Source organism: Agarivorans sp. TSD2052 (assembly GCF_023238625.1).
In the GTDB taxonomy this organism is placed as follows: domain Bacteria; phylum Pseudomonadota; class Gammaproteobacteria; order Enterobacterales; family Celerinatantimonadaceae; genus Agarivorans.
On sequence record NZ_CP096670.1, the window covers coordinates 2,663,822 to 2,686,414 of the forward strand.

17 protein-coding genes are annotated in these 22,593 nt (G+C 44.7%); 3 read left to right on the forward strand and 14 right to left on the reverse strand.

The genetic code is table 11. The features are described 5' to 3' along the window. Positions 1-122 precede the first annotated feature (122 nt). From M0C34_RS12050 to fabB, 3 genes are all read right to left on the reverse strand, one after another. Positions 123-1,151, reverse strand: a complete 1,029-nt coding sequence (locus M0C34_RS12050) for an Asd/ArgC dimerization domain-containing protein (RefSeq protein WP_248711934.1) — start codon at positions 1,149-1,151, stop codon at positions 123-125. After that, complete coding sequence (locus M0C34_RS12055) at positions 1,151-2,275, reverse strand: 4-phosphoerythronate dehydrogenase (RefSeq protein ID WP_248711935.1); 1,125 nt, start codon at positions 2,273-2,275, stop codon at positions 1,151-1,153. The genes M0C34_RS12050 and M0C34_RS12055 overlap by 1 nt, the downstream gene beginning before the upstream one ends. Positions 2,276-2,387: 112 nt before the next feature. After that, positions 2,388-3,605, reverse strand: coding sequence for a beta-ketoacyl-ACP synthase I (fabB, locus tag M0C34_RS12060; protein ID WP_248711936.1), 1,218 nt, complete (start codon positions 3,603-3,605; stop codon positions 2,388-2,390). Between the two features lie 114 nt (positions 3,606-3,719). Here fabB and mnmC point away from each other — a divergent pair, with 114 nt between their 5' ends. Next, positions 3,720-5,747, forward strand: a complete 2,028-nt coding sequence (gene mnmC, locus M0C34_RS12065) for a bifunctional tRNA (5-methylaminomethyl-2-thiouridine)(34)-methyltransferase MnmC2/FAD-dependent 5-carboxymethylaminomethyl-2-thiouridine(34) oxidoreductase MnmC1 (protein WP_248711937.1) — start codon at positions 3,720-3,722, stop codon at positions 5,745-5,747. Here mnmC and M0C34_RS12070 read toward each other — a convergent pair. Then, positions 5,733-6,305 carry a DUF922 domain-containing protein gene (locus M0C34_RS12070; RefSeq protein WP_248711938.1) on the reverse strand — a complete coding sequence of 191 codons (573 nt, stop codon included), beginning with the start codon at positions 6,303-6,305 and terminating at the stop codon, positions 5,733-5,735. The genes mnmC and M0C34_RS12070 overlap by 15 nt on opposite strands. 291 nt (positions 6,306-6,596) lie before the next feature. Here M0C34_RS12070 and M0C34_RS12075 point away from each other — a divergent pair, with 291 nt between their 5' ends. Then, a complete protein-coding gene (locus M0C34_RS12075; RefSeq protein ID WP_248711939.1) occupies positions 6,597-7,658 on the forward strand; it encodes a response regulator in 1,062 nt (353 codons plus the stop codon). Further along, positions 7,639-8,598 carry a GGDEF domain-containing protein gene (locus tag M0C34_RS12080; protein WP_248711940.1) on the forward strand — a complete coding sequence of 320 codons (960 nt, stop codon included), beginning with the start codon at positions 7,639-7,641 and terminating at the stop codon, positions 8,596-8,598. Before M0C34_RS12075 ends, M0C34_RS12080 begins: the two co-directional genes overlap by 20 nt. Positions 8,599-8,745: 147 nt before the next feature. Here the strand turns inward: M0C34_RS12080 and M0C34_RS12085 are convergent, their stop codons facing one another. The 10 genes from M0C34_RS12085 to M0C34_RS12130 all read right to left on the reverse strand — a co-directional run bounded on the left by M0C34_RS12085 (position 8,746) and on the right by M0C34_RS12130 (position 22,342). Next, positions 8,746-9,798, reverse strand: coding sequence for a glycosyltransferase family 4 protein (locus M0C34_RS12085; protein WP_248711941.1), 1,053 nt, complete (start codon positions 9,796-9,798; stop codon positions 8,746-8,748). A 15-nt stretch (positions 9,799-9,813) separates the two neighbouring features. Further along, positions 9,814-10,356 (reverse strand): hypothetical protein, encoded by a 543-nt coding sequence (locus M0C34_RS12090; protein ID WP_248711942.1) that lies wholly within the window; start codon positions 10,354-10,356, stop codon positions 9,814-9,816. 4 nt (positions 10,357-10,360) lie between these two features. Beyond that, the gene (locus tag M0C34_RS12095; protein WP_248711943.1) at positions 10,361-12,481 is read right to left on the reverse strand and encodes an LruC domain-containing protein; all 2,121 of its coding nucleotides are present in this window, start codon (positions 12,479-12,481) and stop codon (positions 10,361-10,363) included. Positions 12,482-12,765: 284 nt separating this feature from the next. Continuing rightward, a complete protein-coding gene (locus tag M0C34_RS12100; protein WP_248711944.1) occupies positions 12,766-14,196 on the reverse strand; it encodes a sigma-54-dependent transcriptional regulator in 1,431 nt (476 codons plus the stop codon). A 14-nt stretch (positions 14,197-14,210) separates the two neighbouring features. Beyond that, positions 14,211-17,318 carry a PAS domain S-box protein gene (locus M0C34_RS12105; protein ID WP_248711945.1) on the reverse strand — a complete coding sequence of 1,036 codons (3,108 nt, stop codon included), beginning with the start codon at positions 17,316-17,318 and terminating at the stop codon, positions 14,211-14,213. Positions 17,319-17,349: 31 nt separating this feature from the next. Continuing rightward, on the reverse strand, positions 17,350-18,249 hold the full coding sequence (locus tag M0C34_RS12110; protein WP_248711946.1) for a phosphate/phosphite/phosphonate ABC transporter substrate-binding protein: 900 nt from the start codon (positions 18,247-18,249) through the stop codon (positions 17,350-17,352). Between the two features lie 43 nt (positions 18,250-18,292). Further along, positions 18,293-18,991, reverse strand: coding sequence for a P-loop NTPase family protein (locus M0C34_RS12115; RefSeq protein WP_248711947.1), 699 nt, complete (start codon positions 18,989-18,991; stop codon positions 18,293-18,295). Next, positions 18,988-21,123: an SLBB domain-containing protein gene (locus tag M0C34_RS12120; RefSeq protein WP_248711948.1), complete on the reverse strand. Its 2,136-nt coding sequence runs from the start codon at positions 21,121-21,123 to the stop codon at positions 18,988-18,990. The genes M0C34_RS12115 and M0C34_RS12120 overlap by 4 nt, the downstream gene beginning before the upstream one ends. Before the next feature lie 10 nt (positions 21,124-21,133). After that, positions 21,134-21,958 (reverse strand): OmpA family protein, encoded by an 825-nt coding sequence (locus M0C34_RS12125; RefSeq protein ID WP_248711949.1) that lies wholly within the window; start codon positions 21,956-21,958, stop codon positions 21,134-21,136. Between the two features lie 21 nt (positions 21,959-21,979). Continuing rightward, entirely contained in the window at positions 21,980-22,342 is a 363-nt protein-coding gene (locus M0C34_RS12130) for an STAS domain-containing protein (RefSeq protein ID WP_248711950.1), read from the reverse strand. Positions 22,343-22,593: the final 251 nt, after the last annotated feature.

Sequence of the window (22,593 nt, forward strand, 5' to 3'; positions counted from 1 at the left end):
AACCAGCTAACAAATTGCGATCTAGCTAAACTATTAACAGTTTACACGTAGATCGCATTTTATTGCGTTTTTCCTCAGCTAAAGTATCGGCATCTCTCCAATAATCTAAACCGCTAATTCGCTTAAATGTATTGTTTCACTAACGTTTCTGCGATTTTGGCTGCGTTTGCCACTACCCCAGAGAGCGGGTTATTCGCCATCAAGGTCAAATTAACACCACTTTCAGTGTTTGGATTTTGACGTAGTCGACTTAATACCACTGTGTCATTGTTAGCGATATTGCTCACTGGAGTAACCATATCTTGTTCAACCAATTCAAAGGCTGGATGATTACTTAACCACTCTTTAATACTGAGAAGGTCTAAGGAGTATGTCGCATAGAGGTGCAGCGCTAAACTATCGCCATAGAAAACCGGCACATGCTGTGCACTCACATTTATGTTTAACTCAGGACTTTGCAGCATGGCTTTAGATTGCTCTGCTAAATCGGCTTCAAATTTCCCCGTTCCGTGAAGAGACTCTTCTCCTTGCTCGGGCAACAAATTAAACGCTAATTGTTGGCTAAATAATTTGGGCTCTACCGGCAAGCCATTAAGTAATCTAGCCGTCTGTCCTGCAAGTTCATCCACACCGGGCTTACCTTTATTCGCAGCGCTTAGCATGGCGTTCACTTCAACCCGTTCTAGCTCAACGTCTTGCTGAATAATATGCAACAGAAGTGACAACTGGCCAGCTAGGCTAATTGGACAATTCAACCAACGCTCGGTTAAACCCTCTGCAATTTGCTCTGGGTTTACCTCTGCATGAACCCAGCTTAGCGCGTTTTCATTAGCATTGACCATGTCAATCACAACACAACCCAACTGGCGAGCCTGCTCAGCGATATCGATGGCTGCTTGTTCAGTTGATAGTAGCCAAGCCACACTCACCTCTGACCAATTAAGCATCGTTGCATCGGCTGAATCAAGGGTTTCGCCTTGCCATTTTAGCCCCCCGTCTAAATCCTCTTGATCATCATCTTGTTCAACAATGTCAATATTAATAGGGAATATCTGAGCTGCCGGAAACTCGCGCTGCTCTAACAAGCTTAAAAGTTGCTGGCTTTGTTCACTCTCAGCGCCAATGATTGCGACATGATGAAACTGTTGCATTATTTGTTCTCTCGAAGGTTGAAACCAAGCTGGCTTAAAGCGGCTTGATTATGTTGGTTGACCACCTGTAACACCTTAAATTCTCGGCGTTGCGGGTAAAATTTTCTTAATTTATCAAAGCCCTGAGGGTTTGAACCGTACAACCTAAATCGTCGGTCGTCGGCAAATATGTCATATACCAGTTGAGTGAGTTTAGTCAGTTGCGCTTCACTTAGCTCACCATTAAGGCTTATTTCAGAGAAGTCAGCCACAGGTAACAATTGTTGGCTAATATCATTGCTGTTAAGCCCCAACGCTTGACACATGGCATGGTAAATCATACTGGTACCACGCATTTTTCCTTCAAGGCTATAGCCGGCAATATGTGGAGTCGCGATAAACGCATACTGAACCAGAGGCTTAACTATCGTCGGCTCGCCTTCCCACACATCTAATATCAGCAGCGGTGCTTTGCCCGCCTCGGCCAAGGCTAACAAAGCGTTGTTATCGATCACTTCGCCACGGCAAGCATTAACCAAAATTTGTTCTGCCGACAACTGAGCTAAAGCGGCTTTATCGAATAAATGGTAGGTAGCATGTTCACCACCTTTGGTTGAAGGTACATGTAAACTGATCACATCTGCGGCTAATACTTGCTCGAAACTGACCGAACCGTCACATAAGCCCTGCTTTGCTAAAGGGGGATCGTACAACATAACGTTCATACCTAAAGCGGAGGCCCGCTTGGCCACTTGGCTCCCTGTATTACCCGCACCAACAATGGCGATGCTTTTACCGACTAAACTAGATTGCTGATGTTCAGATGCCGCCAACAATGCGGTTGTGACATATTCCCCCACTGCAACGGCATTACAGCCAGGCGCGCTAGCAAAAGCGATGTGATGGCTGGTGAGGTAGGCTTGGTCGATATGTTCGGTACCAATGGTAGCCGTTCCCACAAACTTTAATTGTTGGGCTTGACCCAATAGCCGAGCGTTCACTTTTGTCACTGAACGCACTAACAAAGCGTCAGCACCCACCAGTTGTTCAGGCGACATCGTTCGGCCATCCACAGCGATAACATCGCCATGTTGGCTTAAGATTTGTTGGGCAAAGGGAATATTTTCGTCTACAACTATTTTCATAGGCTAGGTGATAAAAGCTATGCTGAATTTCAAGGTCGGCAATCTTAACACGGGTAACAAATTCGATAAAAAAAAAGCTGCCTAAAGGCAGCTTTTTTTAAACAAACTTGATTTAGTCTTGGAAACGTTCAATAACCAGCGTGGCATTGGTGCCACCAAAACCAAAGCTGTTAGACATTACGCGGTCCAGTTTAGCCGTTTGGGCTTGGTTAGCCACAATGTTTAAACCTTCCGCTTTTTCATCTAAGTTGTCGATATTAATGCTTGGCGCAACAAAATCATTTTCCATCATCAACAATGAATAAATGGCTTCATGCACACCAGCAGCTCCTAAGGCATGACCCGTCATCGCTTTAGTGGCACTGATTAATGGGCTATTGCCGCCAAATACTTCTTGAATAGCGCCCAATTCTTTAACGTCGCCCACTGGTGTTGAGGTACCGTGAGTGTTCACATAATCGATATCACCCTTCAAACCCTGCATGGCTTGACGCATACAACGAACTGCGCCCTCGCCTGATGGTGCCACCATGTCGTAACCGTCAGAAGTTGCGCCGTAACCTACAATTTCACCATAGATTTTAGCACCGCGAGCTAAGGCATGCTCTAGTTCTTCAACTACAACCATACCGCCGCCGCCAGAGATGACGAAACCATCACGATCAGCATCATAAGTACGTGAGGCAAGTTCTGGGTTATCGTTATACTTGGTAGACAAAGCACCCATAGCGTCAAATTCCATCGCTAAAGTCCAATGCAACTCTTCACCACCACCCGCAAATACAACATCTTGCTTACCCAGTTGGATAAGTTCAAGCGCATGGCCAATACAGTGTGCGCTTGTAGCACAAGCACTACTAATTGAGTAATTGACACCTTTGATTTTAAACGGAGTAGCTAAACACGCAGAGGTAGTGCTCGACATCGTTCTTGGTACCATATAAGGCCCAACACGACGTACACCTTTTGCACGCAAAATATCTGCAGCTTCAACTTGGTTTTTAGACGATGCGCCACCTGAACCAACCACCAAGCCTGTTCGCTCGTTGGATACTAATTCATCGGCAAGGTTTGCATCGTCAATAGCTTGCTGCATTGAAAGATAAGAAAACGCCGCAGCATCACCCATGAAGCGCATTGTTTTGCGGTCGACATGTTCTGCAGGGTTAATTTTGAGATCACCCCACACTTGGCTGCGGAGTTTTAGCTCTGCAAACTCAGGCGAATGGGTAATTCCCGATTTACCTGCTTTAAGGGATGCTAATACTTCTTCTTTATTGTTACCGATACTAGATATAATGCCTAGCCCGGTGATAACTGCTCTTTTCATCAGATGGTCTCACGGGTTGTATTTGCTGCTATGTTACCGATTTTGCAGCCTAATCTGGTCGGATGAGAGTACACGTGTACGCTTAAATTTTCTAGTAAAACTCGAGGTTAAATTTTGTCTTCAACGGATAATGTGAATAATGCCACAACCGCCACCATCCATTGGAACCCTGAAGGTACGCCTGTGGCGACCGATTACGACGATGTATATTTCTCAGTGGATAATGGTTTAGCTGAAAGTCGCTATGTATTTATTGAACAAAATCAATTATCTGAAAGATGGCTAAACCATCCAAGCCCTTGCTACACAATAGCTGAAACCGGATTTGGCACCGGCTTAAACTTTCTTGCAACATGGCAGCATTACCAACAGCACTTAGCTGACAACCCCAATTCAGCAGTTAAAAGACTGCACTTTGTTAGTTTTGAAAAACACCCCTTAGCACTAAAAGATCTAAGCCAAGCACTCAAACAGTGGCCCGAATTGGCGGAATATTCAAAACAATTGATTCAATTTTATCCCGCGATTATGACACTCGGGTGTCATCGCATAACTTTTCACTCGCCACTACCTATAACACTCGACCTATGGATTGGTGATGTGCATGAAAATATGCCTGAAGTTCCAAATACTCGAAGCGGCTTGGTAGATAGCTGGTTCCTTGATGGCTTTGCCCCCAGTAAAAACCCCGACATGTGGTCACAACAACTGTTCAACGGTATGGCAAAACTATCAGCCGCCAATGCCAGTGTAGCCACTTTCACTGCTGCAGGCTTTGTTCGAAGGGGATTAATCAGCGCAGGATTTGCAGCCAAAAGAGCCAAGGGCTTTGGCCGAAAACGCGAAATGTTAGTGGGTCAGTTTATAGGGCCAAAGCAACCGGCAGAGTTACATCAACGTTTATATCATCGAGTGGCGATAAGACCCGGTGAAAGTGTTGCTATTATCGGGGCTGGAATTGCCGGTGCTAGCCTCGCTTATGCACTGGTTAAGCGCGGTGTAAAGGTCACCATATACGATCAAGCTTGCGCCGCTGCGGCCGAGGCATCGGGCAATAAACAAGGGGCGGTTTATCCCCTTCTTAGCCCAAACCAACCCAATGTTAGCGAGTTTTTTCAACATGCTTTTAATTACCACCGTCATCTTGCTGACCAATTAGAACAACAAGGCTATCCGCTAGATCAGCAACGCTGTGGCTTACTGCAGCTAAGTTACAATCAAAAAGCGGCGCAAAAAAATCAAAACATACTGGATGCAGCCTACCCAGTAGAACTGGTGCACTTAGTCAGCAGCAAACAAGCCAGCTCACTGGCGGGGGTAAGCTTAAGCAATGAGGCCCTGTATTACCCTCTCGCTGGTTGGGTCAACCCCAAACAGCTTGTAAATACTTTACTCAAGGTCGCCAGCCTTAGCGGCTTACTTGACATCCAGTATCAACAGCAGTTAGTTGCTATGAATACTACTGAACATCATGTAGAGCTAACCTTTAAAGAGGGTCTTCAGCAACACGACAACGTGGTTTTCTGTCAATCTCATTCGCTACTAGAACTCGAGCAAGCTAAGCATTTGCCGCTAACGCCGGTGCGTGGACAAGTCAGCCATATAGACAGTAACCCGAAAATAGGTGCGCTAACAAAAGTGCTCTGTTATGAAGGGTACTTAACCCCTGCAAGTCAACAACAACACTGTATTGGAGCCAGTTACGTAAGAAATGGGGTCAGTAAAATAATGGATGAGCAAGAAGGATTAGACAATCTACAATCCTTACAAAACTGCCAAGCTCAAGCTTGGAATCAACAACTCAGTTTTGCCAAAGTGGCAGGCCGAGTTGCGATCCGTTGTGCGGTAAGAGACCATTTCCCCTTGTTGGGAGCACTGCCTGACATTGAAAACATTTATGCCCCACAGTACTTACAGCAATGGCAACAGCAAACACCGCCCTATTATGAGCGTTGCTTTATTGCCGTAGGCTTTGGCTCGCGCGGTATCTGCAGCGCTCCGTTTGCAACCGAACTATTGGCAGCTCAGCTTTGCGGAGAAGCAATCCCGCTAAAACAATCTAGCTTAGACAGCTTACATCCACATCGATTTTGGAACCGTCGATTGATCAAAAACCGCCCCTTAGAGTTAAGGTACCGTTAAGCCCAGTGAGCGACCATAACGAGTTTTACGCTGGTAAGTGCGTATTTTTTGCTGCGCATTCGCCAAGGCAGCGCGCCCTTTGGCATTAATTAGAGCTTCCAGCTTTTCACATTCAGGGGCATTCAAGCCCCTAGTCTGCTGCACAAACCTGCCAGCGCTTTGCTCAATAAGGCGGGTAATTTGTTGGTGATATTGCTGAGCAGCAGCAATGTAAGAGATCCAAGACTGCTGAGCGCCAAACTCAGCCTTGCTTTGGCTTATCCAGCGCGGCATGATTAAATCAGCCGTCAATTCTAAATCTGGTTCTAAGGCTTCGCAACGCTGATCCCTCACTTGAACTCTTGCTGTCCAAGTGAAGCTATATTCAGCTGCGATGCTGTATCGGCGCCCTTGCTTTTCGGGACCTTGATTATTTATTTGAGCCCTAAGTTGGCCCATATCATGAGCACCCACATCATAATACTCAATTCGACTTTGTACTGACGCCGCTTGGCCAATGGTCGAAAACAACACGCAAACAAGCATTATTCCGTGTTTAGTCCATTTACCTGGTTTCACATTCGACCCTCTGAATAATCCATTTCCGTTTTCTGCTAGCTTGAGCTAGGTTTATTATATACTGAATTGTAATTTGATTTCGCAGTTTGCGGATAACGTAATCTGCAATGAACTTTAACGAATAATCAATGACTTCTCGACTAAACTTACCTTTATGGTTAATAACAAAACTGTTTTTGTGAATTACCTCAAAGCGCCGTAGACGAAAAGTGAATATTTTTTATTAACTCTTAGCATCACAGCGGTTTACCTTCATACTATGCACTCTACAAGGAGAGTTACTAGTAAATTATGCCCTTACCGATTCTAATATGCGATGACTCTAATCTCGCAAGAAAACAAATGGCACGAAGCCTCCCTCCGGGATGGGACGTGGAGATAAGCTTTGCTGAGAATGGTCAGGAAGGTCTAGCTTTGATCCGAGAAGGCAAAGGGGATGTGGTTTTTCTTGATTTAAACATGCCCGTTATGGACGGCTACGAGGTACTTGAACAAGTACAAAGTAACGACCTTCCGGCACTTGTCATTGTCGTGTCTGGTGATATCCAACCTGAAGCTCACGCGCGAGTTAAACAACTGGGCGCTTTAGATTTTATTAAAAAGCCAACCAATAAAGCAAAAATCGGCGAAATTTTGGTTGCTTATGGCATCGTAGAGTCACAGCAATTACTCGAACTCGAGAATGATTTAGCCGCTCTCGATAAAATGCCTGCACCAGTCAACGATACGCTTAGCCCTAAAATTGTCGATTATCGAGACCATTATCAAGAAATCGCTAACGTTGCTATGGGTAGAGCGGCAGATTTACTGGCGCGTTTACTAGATACGTTTATCGTGTTGCCCATCCCTAATGTAAATATCCTTGAAACCAGTGAATTACATATGGCTCTGAGTTCAGTCGAAGAAAACGAACAAATGTCTGCGGTTTGCCAAGGTTTTATCGGTTCAGGGATCGCCGGCGAAGCCCTATTACTTTTCCATGACTCTAGCTTTAGCGATATGTCTAAGCTAATGAACTATCAAGGTGAACTGGACGATAACGGTCAGTTAGAAGTATTAATGGATATTGCCAATATTCTGATAGGGGCTTGTTTGAAGGGCGTCTCTGACCAACTTGATCTTTCATTCTCTCAAGGGCATCCCGTTGTTTTAGGGCAACACTGTAACATTGGCGACTTAATCAATAATAATACCCATCGTTGGCAGAAAACCTTAGCAATTGAAATCAACTACACTATCGAAAAGCACAATATTCAATGTGATTTATTGCTGTTGATTACCGAAGATTCTTTGCCAACACTTAATAATAAAATTTCTTACTTATTTGAGCATCATGAGCCAACACCAAAATGAAATGAATGAGTTCCACTGGATGCTAGACATGATACAAACTATCGATGTCGGCTTAGTGGTGCTAGATAAAAACTATCAGGTTCAAGTTTGGAACAATTTCATGGAAGCGCATAGCGGCTTGCGACCTGACCAAGCTCAAGGTAAAGGCTTGTTTACCTTATTCCCCAACTTACCTGAAGACTGGCTGAGACATAAGATTGATTCGGTTTTTTTCTTAAAGAATCGAGCCTTTACTACTTGGGAGCAACGCCCCCATGTATTCCCATTTAAAAACTACCGCCCTATTACAGGCACGGTAGATTTTATGTATCAAAATATCACTATTATACCGCTTACCTCATTAACCGGTATTGTCACTCATATTAGTTTAATCATTTATGATGTTACCGATAACGCGGTTAACAAACTCGAAGCGATAAAAGTCAACGAAGAGCTAAAAGTTCTGAGCCGCACCGACAAGCTAACTCAGCTTTATAACCGAGGCTACTGGCAAGATCGGTTAGAGCAAGAATTTAATCGCTCGGTACGTAATACCAGAGCAAGCTCTTTAGTGATGTTCGATATTGACCACTTTAAAAAAGTCAATGATACCTATGGCCACCCTGCCGGAGATGTCATTATTTCTTTAGTGGGCGATACCTTACGCAAGGTGATGCGTAAAACTGACATCGCTGGACGCTACGGCGGTGAGGAGTTCGGGGTTATTCTCACAGATACAGATTCTCAACATGCCAGCATATTTTGCGAGCGCTTGCGAGTCAGTATTGAGCAACTTAAACCGGTAATCGACGGTGTTGAAATCCCCTTCACTATTAGTTTAGGCAGCGCAGAACTAAACGAGCAAACGGCCAGTGCCAAAGAGTGGTTAGCTAAAACAGATCAAGCGCTATATAAAAGTAAGCATAATGGACGTAATCAAACCAGTTTATACCAACCCTAATAATGCGTTGGCTCTATAGGGGGTCTAAAATAGAGCCTATATAGGCAGGGTATTAAGCTGAGAAGTGACTCTAACATCTACACATGTATCGCGTGTTGAATTTTGTGCCAGAGAAGAGTCACTCACCTTCATTTGGATTGTTTCTGTTTAAATCAGCTGCTGATAAAGTAACTCAAATTGCGGTAACACTGCGTCTGCCGAAAAGCGCTGCTTTATCGTTCGCTTTGCTTGCCGCGCAATGGCAGCCTGCATAGATCTATCTTGATGCCAATCAACGATACAGGCTTGCCAGCAATCAAGATTAAAACCACTAAATAAAAAGCCATTAACTTGGTGCTCAATTAGCCGGCTCAGCCCCCCAACATTAGTCGCGATTACTGGGATACCTCTGCCCATCGCTTCTAAAGCCGCCATAGGTAAGCCTTCATTACGCGACGGCATACACAATAAGTCTATGTTTCGCCAATGTAATTCCATGCTATTTTTTTGCCCATGGAATACCAAATTGTTAAGCGCGAGGACATCTTCTTTGGGTCGCATCTCGCCTTCACCAAACACCACAAAATCAAACTGTGGTAAGCGCTTAGCTAACTGATAAAATCGGTCAGGCCCCTTAACTGCTGTTAACCTTCCGACAAAAGCAATGGTAGGTTTCTCTCGCTTAGACAACTGGCATACTGCACTCGCTGGAACATCAATAAAGTTATCGATAACCTTACTAGGCGCGCCAATCCTATTCGCGATATCTGTACTTATCGCGACCCGTTTATGCGACAGTAACGCGCTATAACGGTCTATAAAATCATAAAGCGCCATTCGGCCTTTGCTTATCTCACCCGCATGAAAACTAGACACCAATTTTAAGGGTTTAATTAATCTAAGCATTCTACTAATGATGCTCGCTTTATAGCCATGGCTATGAATTAAACATGGTGGATAGTCGTTCATAGCATGCATGATTGAACCGATGCTTCCATCTAACATCACCCAAGCAATGTGATGTTGGTTTAACAATTCTATCATTGGGTGCTGTACTTGGTACGACTGCCAAAAAACCACAGACACAGAGTGATCTCTTTTCGCTAAAGCCAGAGCCAAATTGGCAACATGGGTTTCTATCCCCCCAACCGCTTGCGAGTCTATAAAAAGCCAAATGCACTGCGGCTTTGGGAGGACAACACTGGTGGTATATGGACGCATAAATCTGTTCTCAATTTAAAAACTAAAGGTCAACGCCTGCAAGTTACTACCGTTCAGATCGAGCGTTTGTCTAGTGCTGCTCATATCTCCGGATGAAACCTGCCATACCTCTGCAACCAAATAGGAGGCATGAGCGGGTAAGCTAAAATACACGTCTGACTGCGTTTGGCTTATCTGGCCACGCCACAAACAAGAGTCATAATCCACCGCGTTCTGTTCAGCATTTTTCCATTGAGTACAGATATTTAGGTAGGCTCTTTCAGAAGCTTGATAAGGATAATAAACCGTAAGTTGTATCTCTTGTTGATTAGAAAAGGTAAAGCTTTCTGCGACTTGAAGCTCTTCCAGTCGAGTGACCACTGGCTCTGGGCTCGGCGCTACAACGATCTCTTCAATCGGCGGTGTATCTGGCACAGGGTTTGATTCGGTACTATCAATTATTTCTGCCGCACCGCTGCCACCGCCACCGCCACCACAGGCCAATAACAATGAACAACTGGTCATAAGTGCAATACAACATGCTGTTTTCTTAATCGGATTTATTAGATTCTTGTTCATGGTTTTAGTCCTGTTCTTGGTAGATTAAATCGCTACGAGCGTTTTCTAATAGATACCATTGGCTATTTTCTTGGCCTTCACTTTGCGCATATTCCAAAAACAGCGGATAGGCATCACCAATGCTGATTCGTTCAAAAGGATACTGCCAGTTGTAAGGCACTATGATTGCCCAAGGTAAGCCATTTTCATTTTGGTAGTAACTGCTCGCCGACGGGTTGGAGACATCATCAAAGCTGCCCCACAAGCTATCGCTAGCCATAGCTGTAGGCAGTTGATTCTTAACGTGGATTTCTAAGCCACGACCCGGAGAGCTTGCAAAATAAGGCGCTCGACTATGCTCGGTAGCATAAATAAAGGGATCAAAAGGAGCACTGGGTAATGAGCTTGAAGCTAGCCCCTCCAACATCGGTAACAGTACTTTAAAATGTAATTGACCAACGCCACGACAATCTGCTTGCGTTTTATAAAAATCACATTGGTTTTGATCATTAATATAGTCACGTACATCACTAGCAATAATGGCGGTTATATCGCTAGTATTCGCGTCTAGCACACTACTTGGCTGCAACTCGCCGTTGATTTCATAACGAATGGCAGCGCTGTCTACCAAAGATTTATCAATACCTGGTATGCGTATAGCAAAGCCATTATGGAAGCTAGCCCCCACCGCTCTTACTTCGCCTTGTAACTCAATACGCGCGACATCGCCATTGCTAAAGCTGAGTACTTTGGTTTGCAAATTAACCACTAAGTCGTTGAGGTCGTAATCGCCAGCTGCTGGCCAATTGTCTTCAAACGCTACGGTGGCATAACCATCGGCACTGGGGTAATAACTCACTTGCGTTGCCGAGTCACCTACATATATCTGAACATCTTCCACTTCACCGTCAGGTGCACCGCCCGTTGCGGCATTGCCACCCGCCGAGCTAATTCGAAAACGCGCCCAACGGTCTCCACTTTCGTAGCCTTCAGGCACCGTCACTAACAATGATTGAACCCCAGCGACGACGGCTTGGTCAGTGATAAGCTGTTCGTCTAGATCAAATACACCGTTACCGTTCAGGTCAATCCAGGCGCTCAAGTAACCGCTGGCCGAGCTATCAACTTGAATCACAAAGTCTAAGCCTACTTGCACATCAGTCACAAAAGCTATGCCATCTTCATCATCAAATAGCCGCGAGCTGTCATCACTTTTGGGGTAAACATAAGCATCAGCTTCACCATCGACGTAGCTGCCTAAGCGAATACCACCTTCCACCAATTGATGCCTCGCTCCATTGCTGGCTAAAGACGTGCCAAAACTATCAGGCGCATCACCAAAATCAATCGTGGCATCGTCAACAGCAACAATCGGTGCAATGGCACAACGCGCGCCATCGTTATTGCTTGAAGCTGGCCCCTGAGCATACAGTTCAGCCGTGGGCTGGGCTTGAGCAATATCAATTTGAAATACTAGCCCATCGTTATTACGGCTTATATACAAGTTACCGTCTACATCGAAATATACGGCGCCAAAGGTGCCGGTTTGCCCCACATTGGCTAAGTTTTCACTGGCCCCTGTACTGGGATTCACTTTCCATAATATGCCTCGGTTATCTACGCTATATAACATCCCATTATCTGGATGGAACGCCATGTCGAAGATGCGTAGATTTAACGTACTACCATCAACCACCCTCTCCATTTGAAGATAATCAGGAGCACCTTCATCAAGCGGAACACGATATAAGCCACGCGAAGAGCCACTGCTATAGAGATAGTGGGCATTATTGTCTACTGCCACATCACCCACATAGAAGTTCACATTGCTATCAATGCCATTCCAGTTTAATGCTAAGGGCTCTACTTGGTAGTCGTTACCGATTCTTGCTAAGGTTCCATGCTGATAACTCCAGGCATATAAGTAGTCATCATGTAGGTTAAAACCAATAGCATTTAGCTTACCGCTGGTGCCCATATCGGTAGATAATGTTTGATAAAAACCAGTGGCGAGGTTTACACCAAATAACTGAGCGACATTTTGTTGAACTAAAAATGCTTGAGTGGGGCAACTTGAAAATGCAGCACCGTAACTACTCAACGGCGAGCAGATAACGGCAAAAGCCAGTGGTTTCCATAGTTTCATAATCAATCCTATCGTTTAGGGGACAGTGCCAATTACACCTACTCAGCAAAAGCCAGGCCAAAAATATAACCATATGATTTTTATGAATTATTAGATAGGTAAAGAATGAAATAAGCGCCCATTCGCAAGTTGCAAATAGGTGATGACACAGTGAGGTATTCTCGAAAAGAGCAAGGCTTAAAGTAAAAACCAGCCATACTCATCAGCCTAACGCTAACCATGTTAGACCTACAAAAAAGCCCTATTAAAGGGCGTTATTTACAGATGATTACTCGCCATAGGGCTTATGAGACTTCAGCCTCTTCCCAAGCTTGTTTTTTACGATAAATGGTTGAAGGGCTTACATCTAATAACTCAGCGGCTTTGGGGATATTGCCATCACAATGATCAATGGCATGCTCTATCGCCTCTTTTTCAGTGATCCATAAAGGTTGGATTTGATATTGGCTAGTCCCGGTGAGTTGCGCATTATTGCTTAGGTCCTCTAACTCTTCTGCATGGCGACCATCTTTGCCAATGGTACCTTCGGGTACAAGTACATTAAGAGGAGGGGGAAGCTGGCTGGCCAATACCTCTTTTCCATCATGTAATACGCAGATGTTACGAATAACATTCTGTAATTGGCGTACATTACCGGGCCAATCATAATTGCTCATCACGGTGGCGGTAAGACTAGAAAAACGACGAAACTGTTTCCCCTCTTCTTTGGCATAACGACGTAAGAACTTTTGAGCGATGCCTGGCACATCTAAACCGCGCTCGCGTAAAGGGGGAAGATGGATCGGCACAACGTATAAACGATAATAAAGATCTTCTCTAAAACGCCCTGCTTGCACTTCCTCCCATGGGTCGCGGTTTGTGGCGCATAAAAAGCGTACATCCACCTGCTCTTCTTGGCTTCCACCCACCTTTTGAAAACGCCCCGTTTGCACAAAACGTAACAGCTTGGTTTGCAAATCCATGTCCATTTCGCCGATTTCATCTAAGAACAAGGTACCGCCATGGGCCTGTGAAGCGGCCCCTGCGCGCTGTGCTGACGCTCCGGTAAAGGCGCCTTTAACATGACCAAAAATTTCGCTTTCCATTAGATCTTTAGGTATCGCACCGCAGTTGATCGCAACAAACGGCTTTTCAGCACGCCCTCCTTGTTTGTGAATTGCTTCAGCGCACACTTCTTTACCAGTGCCACTTTCACCGGTAATAAACACTGTGGCTTTGCTAGGTGCTACCGCTTCAATCATTCGGTAAACATTCTGCATCGACAAGCTCGCACCGATAAAACCATGAAAACTGTCGCGACCAGCGTCAGCTTGGTAGTCTTCGACTAGAGATTTGAGTTTGTGTAAGTTGAGCGCATTATTAACGGTTACCTTTAAGCGGCTCGCATCGAAGGGTTTCTCAATGAAATCAACCACGCCCAAACGCATAGAATCAACCGCTATATCTACCGAACCATACGCGGTAATAATAATCACCGAGGTAGGCAGGCTACGTTCCACCATCCATTCTAGAACTTGCATGCCTCCCATATCAGGAAGGTTTAAGTCCAGTAGCATCACTTGTGGTGACTGCTTAGACAAAAATTCGATGGCAGCACCGCCAGTGGCGACACGTTCCAACTTTAAGTTTTCTTTACTAAGATACGCTTTATAGGTAGCGGCTAATGTTTCACTGTCCTCTACCAACAACACCGAGGCTTTTAACTCAGTTCCCATAGTATCTCCCTAGGCTATGCTATTACTGTTTTTTCAAACTGCTTAATCGCGGCAATAGTTTGCTCTACGGTGTTAGCTAATTTTGGTATTTGTTCATCTAAAGCCTTCAGGTCAGACGCTTTGCCTGCAAGCTCTATGACCAACGCTAATTTGCGTAAACGTTCACCGCCAAAGGTCGCCACGTTTCCTTTCATGGTATGTGCGGCTAGCGTTATATCATTAAAAGCCCGCCGTTGATGTGCATGCTGAATACTGCTTAACTGCTGCTCGGTTTCTTGATACAGCAACGATAGCATTAATGGCAATGCTTCGGTGCCAGCATCTTTAACCAGTTGATTCAGTACCTGCCTATCAAGTAGCAACGATAAATCTTGTTCGGGTTCAACCGACACCAAGTCTGAAGAAGATGACGCGATAAGCATCTGTTCATCTTTAAGTTCGATAGCTTCAGATCCATCATCATTGCCTAAACGAGGTTGAACTGGCGCTAATATTTGTGGTTTATCATTAAACCACTGAACCAGTTTAGCCCTAAGTAAAGGAATGTCGATAGGCTTGGTGATAAAATCATTCATACCTGCAGAAAAACAGGCTTGCTTATCTTCGGCAAAGGCGTTGGCGGTCATCGCCAGGATCGGAGTATGTTGATTAGGCCCTTCCATTTCCCGAATATTTCGGGTGGCAGATAAACCATCCATAACTGGCATCGCCATATCCATAAGGATGACATCATAGTGGTTCTCAGCACAAAGTTCGACGGCGATTTGACCGTTTTCAGCACAACTCAACTCTTTAACAAAATCCTTTAACACCTGGGTGACTACCGTCCGATTCATCGCGCTGTCTTCCACTAACAACACGGTTGCGTTGTTAGCCGAACGGTCACTCGGCACGGGTTGTTCGAACGCCTCATCAAGTTGAATTGCAGGGGCATGTCGCCCTCTAAATGGAAACTTAACAGTAAATGTTGTTCCCCGCCCTACCTCACTGTCCACATGAATCTCGCCCCCCATTTTCTCAACCAATTGACGAGTAATGGCTAAACCCAAGCCTGTACCAGAATAGCGTTTACTGACACCACTTTCTACTTGGAAAAACTCCTCAAAAAGGCGTTCTTTATCTTCCTTCTCAATCCCAATTCCCGTGTCTTTTACTAACAATTCGATACCATAAGGATGGGTGGAGCTTAAGGCTAAAGTCACCCCTCCTTCTTGGGTAAACTTAATCGCATTCCCCATCAGGTTAAATACAATTTGTCTAAAGCGGAGCGGCTCTCCAAAGTACTCAGGCAAGATGTCATCATCAATGTGCAGTTCAAACTGCAAAGCTTTTTGCTGAGCGGAAGTACTAAACAATTTGACTATACTATTAAGCGTTTCTGATGCCGAAAACCACTCATTATTAAATTCAAGTTGCCCTGCTTCAATTTTAGAAAAATCAAGCACATTGTTCACTAAAGCCATTAAGGTATGGCCTGCTTCATTACCCGTATCAACAAACCCTTGTTGCTCAAGGCTAAGGTCAGTTTCTTTAAGAATTTGATACATATTGATGATAGCGTTTAGTGGGGTGCGAATCTCGTGACTCATACTGGCTAAAAACCGGCTTTTAGCCAGACTAGCCGCTTCGGCATCATGCTTAGCGCGCTCAAGTGATTTTTCAACTGCTTTTTGGGCACTTAAATCGGTAAAATGAGCGACATAATGGCTCAGCTTACCCTCGTTATCTTTGACTGATGAAACACTTAGCCACTCAGGTAATAAGTCACCATTTTTACGTCGATTAACAATTTCTCCTGACCATTCGCCGCGCTCTCTAAGGCTGTCCCACATGTCGTCATAAAAGTCTTTGCCGTGCTCGCCTGAGCTTAAAATGGAAGGTTTCTGACCGATAGCTTCTGCTTCTGTGTAACCGGTTATTCGAGTAAATGCGTGATTAACTCGCACGATTTGAGCATTATGGTTAGTGATAAAAATAGCCTCATTGGCATCAAACGCTTCTGCGGCCAGCTTCAACTCTTGCTCAGTACGCTTTCTATCGGAGATATCCCGCATAAAGGCAGTAAAGATTGTATCATCCCCCACCTCTACCGAACTTATGGTCAACTCAGATAAAAACTCATGCCCCTCTTTGTGTAGTGCGGGTAGCTCAAGTCGTTGCCCTAGTACGGGAGCTTCACCGGTATCTCTATAATGCTGCATGCCATTTCGATGCATTTCTCTAAAGGCTTCAGGCACAATAAAACTAGCCAGTTCTTGGCCAACAATTTCATCTCGAGAAAAGCCAAAGATGCGCTCTGCACTTTGGCTAAACTCCAGCACATAGCCATGTCGATCGGTAGTAATTACCGCATCCATGGCCGAGCTAATGGTAGCTTTCAAGATAGATTGGTTTTGCTCCAGCTCAAGCGCTAACTTTTCTTGCCCTTCAATCGCTTCTCTAAACTCAATATGCGATTGCTCTAAAGCCGCTGACATTTTATTAAAGGCGCGAGATACCTCCGATATTTCATCTCGGCCTTTTACCGCGAGCTGAAAACCAGGGCCGACTTGAGTAATGGTTTTGGCAGCATCTCTAAGGCCAGCAAGCTGACGAGTTAAATAAGTGCCTAACAGAAAAGAAAACAGCGCGACTAACGTAATCTCTAACAGAGCAATGCTCACCCCAAAAGAGCTAGCCTCAGAAATTAAAGCAGGCAAACCGTGATCATAAATACCAATTTGTATGTGACCATATAGCTTGTTGCCAATGATGACTTCAGTGTCGGTTTCAAAAATTTTGTGCGCATTATCAAAGTCGGCGTTTTGTTCAGTGCTAGCGGGCGGCTCTGTGCCACCTTTAGAGAGTAGTCGCTGGTTCTGGTCAGTAATGATGACATAAGCGACATCTTTCTGAGCAGAAAATTCTTCGGTAAGGCTATCGAGAGTCGCCAAATCGGTAGTAATAATGGCGTTTTTAGTTGTAGAGGCAAACAGTGAAGACATCATGCGGCCATGTTGCTCGACCTGTAACTCATTAGAGTCATATAACCAGCCAATACTACTATAAACCAGTACGCCCAAAAGCACTGACTCTATCAGCGCTATACCCACTACCGTTTTCGCTTTAAAGCTAAGATTCATCGCGCCTATTCATCCTTGTTAACAAGGCTGGTCAATGATGAGTATCACCTATTTTAAGTTGCCTCACATCATCCCAATCTTTGTCTTTGGCTAATACAAAACCTTTCATATTTAAGTCTTTCAATAAGACTTGCTGTTCTGGTTTGCTGTCCATTTCAAGCATTGCTCGTTGCACACTGAGCACCACCGCTTCAGGCACCCTTGGATGAGCAGCAATAGCATGAGGTGTAAAATCAGGCGACTTCCACAACACTTTTAGCTGCTCAGTGATGGTCGAATCGCTATTAGCAAAAGTGCGAGGGATCCCGCCACCAGCTGGATATAAACCCGCCGCTACCACTCTGTAAACCGAATCATGAGACCCCACATACTTGGGCGTAAAGTCGACCCCTTGTTGAGTCAAATACCCTCTAGTCACCACGCTCGCGGCAAACGCTCGAGGTGCAGGAAAGGCTAACGTTTGGTCATTGAGCTGCTGAACACTAGTGACATTAATATCACTATCAGCTCTTACCACTATAATACCATTTAGTCGTTTGTCTTTAGATTTCGCAAATGCCCGATAACCAGGATGCGCGGAATAGACCTGATAATGATAAGGGTTCATGTAGGCAAAATCGTATTCTCCACTGGCTAAACGCTTCTCAAATTCAGGAATACTCGGTGCGGTTTTAAATTCCACTTGGTAATGGCTTTCAACACTAAGCGCATCCAAAAAAGGGCTCCATAGAACAGCTAAACGCGTCGCCGATTGCTGAGGCACCACCCCAAAAGTGTAAATTTTTGGCGCTGCTTTCACTTGTAAAACCACAAAAATAAGCAGTAGCGCGATGACAATAAGCAGGGTTGCCTTTATCTGTGTTCTTCGCCGAGCTTTGTATTTTTTACTTTTCAGCTCCAGTATTTCAATATCCGGCTTTTGCTTGCTCAATTTGCTCCTTACTCCAGTTAACGCTTGTATAGTAAAAAACATATCACACCCTTATTGAAAGTAGTTGAGAGTTAATAAGTATTCTTTGTACATATCGCTTGAAACGAGGAAACAAAACAGTAATACGTGAGGTTTCTCTCAATAATTCTGATTTCAAACTAGGGTTAAAGCGATCGTTCATCACAACCCCAATCAGCCTCACGTCATCAGTACGTAAGTCAGCAATCGCCGATTCAAAAGCCGGCCGTGAGGTTAACCCAGCCATCATGGTTATAATGCTGGCATCACAGCTTGATAAGGCTCGCTGAGCAGAGATATTACCGCCATTGTTTTGATTAACCGCAGATGTATCAACCAACACCAACTGATAGCTTTCTTTCCATTGCTCAACCCACTGCTCAATCACTCCGGGCTCTTTAAGGGAAAGCAATGAAGCTTTGTCGTTTGGACTAGGTAAATAATCAATCCCAGTGTGAGGGTCTTTAATCACTCCTTGTACCTTTCCCTTATCCCAGCCTAAATCAAATAGCGGTATATCGAATTGTCGAGGGTGATGCAGATTGAAATCGACCACCAATACCCTGCGATTAGCCGCTGCGGCCCGCCTCGCTATGGCATCGACAAGGGTTGACACACCTTCTTCCGGTTGTGCTGAACTCACTCCAATGCAAGAGCTTTGTGCCACTGGTAAGCGTTGATACACTCGCTCTAACTCTTGGTAATTCGAAGGTAAACTAATCATAAAAACCCCAACAGTGCGCTAATTGTTACAATTCTGAATACATCTTCCATACCTTGGCGAGCCTTATGCCAACCACTCTCTTCACGTGATGGGATGTACACCGTGTCACCAGCTCTAATCACCGGCAGCATGCCAAAGTCACCGGTTTTAGAGAACTCGAGCAAATTAAACGTACGAGCTTGGTCTTTACAACAAGATAAGTTAACCACGGTGATTTTTTCAGGAAATCCATCATTGTCGACACCGCCGGCTTCAGCTAACAAATCTAATAGCGTCATATCATCGTTAAAGCGGTAACGACCAGGTTTGTTCACTGAACCTAACACTCGAACAGTGCGTTCTTTTTTCTCTGACAACCAGTTACGGTCTTTTTCAGGGATGTAAATCGAATCCCCTGGAACCACATTAGGTAACAAAGATTCATCTCCCGTTTCAAAATACATCGCTAAATCTAATTTTGAGACTTGCGCATGTTTACCATTACGGTGGCTGATTCGCACATTGCTAATATCAGCTTTTTCCGAAGGGCCATCGGCTGCAGCAAGAATATCGAGGAAATGCATGCTGGGGTCAAAGCGGTAGCGGCCGGGGGCGACTACTTGACCAAATACATAAATAGAGTCTTCTGAACGCTGGCGCACCCATTGAGATTTATTATCACTTGGGTCATCAGGCAATTGCGGCACCATAATGGTTGTACCAGCTACGATACGGGGCATACGTGTATTACTAATTTCGCCGTTTAGATACGCATTTAAGTCAAAGTTAACCGAACGAGTACTGCCGTTTGCATCACTAAATAATACGGTTATTTTCGCCATATCAGCGTTAGGTTTAGGGCCGCCAGCGTGCGCTAACAAATCCATGAGATTCATTTCGTTGGCCCATTCAAAACGGCCTGGACGGTTTACCTCTCCCATGACTTTTACTGCACGATTAGGTGAAACCTTGGTCCATGATTTCTCATTTAAATCGGTTTTTTCTGGGATGAAAATCGCGTCGCCAGCGGCAATTTTTGGCAATTTGGCGCTGCGACCTTCAGTAAAAGACTGTAAATCAAAACGTTCTACTGAACCGCTTGCCCGAATAATTCTAATTTGACGAGTTTCAGCAAACCGCGTTGGGCCACCCGAATTAGCTAACACATCTAAAAATCCAGCATTTTTATTACCTTCATAAGCACCAGGTTTAAATACTTCACCCATTACATAAACGGTGTTAGCACCGGCTTTAATCTCTTCTTCTTGCTTAGGCACAAAAACTGTAGTGCCAACGGTTAAGCGGGGCATCATATCGCTATCGCCAGTGTCCAGATAACGCTTTAAATTGAAAAGCTTAGGCTCACCATCAATAATAACGCGAATTTGTTCAACACTGGCATAACGCGTCACGCCCCCGGCACGCATCAACATATCTACCAATGTCGCTGACTCTTTAAAAGAAAAGCTGCCAGGGTTATACACTTCACCAAATACTTTTACAGCGGTGCGATCTTCGGCGGCATCACCTTTATCATTAAGCGCCTTAGGATCAAAATCTACTGCTACATTACCTATCTTGGGTGATGCTGGAACAAACAATACATCCAAAGACTCCAGCCTTGGCAGTACCTTTAAATCACCGGAATCCAAGTAACGCTTGTAATTGAACACTTCTGTTTCATCATCGCCGCGGCGCAGTTGCATGCGATCAAGTTGTGCCCCAGAGCGCAATCCTCCAGCAGCTTGAATAGCCATTTGTACGCCAGCACCCTCGGCTAATACTACTTCACCGGGTTGGCCAACAAAACCTAATACACTAATCCGGATACGTCGCTCATCGAGCAGAACTTTTAGGCCTGCTAAGTCGCGATACGCTTTAGATAGCTCGCGTCTAATTTTTTCCTGCATTTGCTGCTCAGTAAAACCAGACACCATAATCGGGCCTACTTCTGGCAATATCAGCCGACCATTTCGGTCCACTTCAAAATTTTTGTCTAAAGACGCCTCACCAGGTAGGATAATTCTAATCACATCGCCCGCTTGCACTTGTGGGTTCGCTGCCGACGCGGTCACGCTAAACACAATACTCATTACCAAGCCCACAAACATCCATGCTACAACGATAAATTTACAAAGCTTTGAAGTACTCATGGTTTGCTCCTTACTGTGCGCTTTCAAAGCGCTGAGCGAAAATGTTGGTTTCGGCGTCGATAACACTAATAGTGACGCGGCGGTTTGAGTGACGAATGGCATCGGTTTCGCCTTCTGAATAGGGTTGAGAGTCAGCAACAGCAGCCAATTTAATTTGCTGTTCGTTCATACCAAGTTCTGTCATGTAGTCTGCAACCGCTTGCGCTCTGGCTAGAGACAAACGCTGTTTGTACTCGTCATCACCTTTACTATCACTATGACCGGTAATAATTAGCGCTACTTTACTGGCCGCAATAATCGGCGTGAGATTAGTGAGCTGATCTTTATATGCCGGAGTCAGCTCACTCGAATCAAAAGCAAACTGGTTATTACTATTTAAGGCGTCGCTAATGCTTACCATCAAATGCGAAGATTGAATATGACCTAGGCGATCAGTTTGGCAGGCGCCACTTTCGGTAACCCGATCAAGGCGCTGCTCTAACATGTTTACAAAGTGTTGTTGAATCTCAAGATCATTGGCAGCATCAAAGGTTAACCCCCCTTCTAACTCACGCACTATTCGCTGCTGTTGCATCCGCGCTTGAGTGACCGATGCAGGGAAACATAACTCGGCGCCTTCTAGGATTAACAAATCTAATTGATGTTTAACTAATACTGACTCGAAATGCAGGCCATGCTCTGGACCCAGTTCTCTTAGGTCAGCGGTACCCGTATCGCCGTCTAACCATGCTAATAAACCTAATTGATGCTCGGCAAAACCGCCACGCCCTTGCTCTGGCCAGCTGCTACACGCTGAGGTCATTAATAACAATAAGCTGATGATGATGCTACGCATGATAGGCTCCTTGAATACCACTTAAGCGGCAATAGACGTTAAAGAGTCAACGTGCTGAGTTTGACGAGGAAGGGTATCCATCATGGTAATGATGTGGTTTACCCGTAACATAGTGAGCAAATCTCTTGGCTGTTGCTTGGCGCCCACCAGAATTAAACGGCCGCCCACCGATTTGATACGTTTAAACATAAATACCAAGGCACCCACTCCTGAGGCGTCCAGAAAATCAACCTGCTGCATATTCACAATCACTAGCTTGCTAGCTGCACTGTGGCAAATATTTTCAAATTGGTTTTTATGCTCTGCACATGACTTGGCATCAAAGTTACCGTCAATAGATGCAGTAAGGTCACCGAGGTCTGAAGTAGTAAGTTGCATATTCATATTTAGCTCCACAATTCTTGATTATCAAGACCTATAAAGCCAAATCTATGCCACCATTAAAATATTGATTAATTACAATAACTTAAAACAACAAAGAATGAAAAAAGACGTCTTTTTCAGAAAAGAAAATCGTATTTCGCAAAATGCAACAGCCTAGGTTTAAAGTCTCGCTAAGCATGATCAGTGCGCATCAGCGGACTTTTCTGACACTAGCACTATCGCTGATAGGATTTAAGAGGATTACCCGCAGC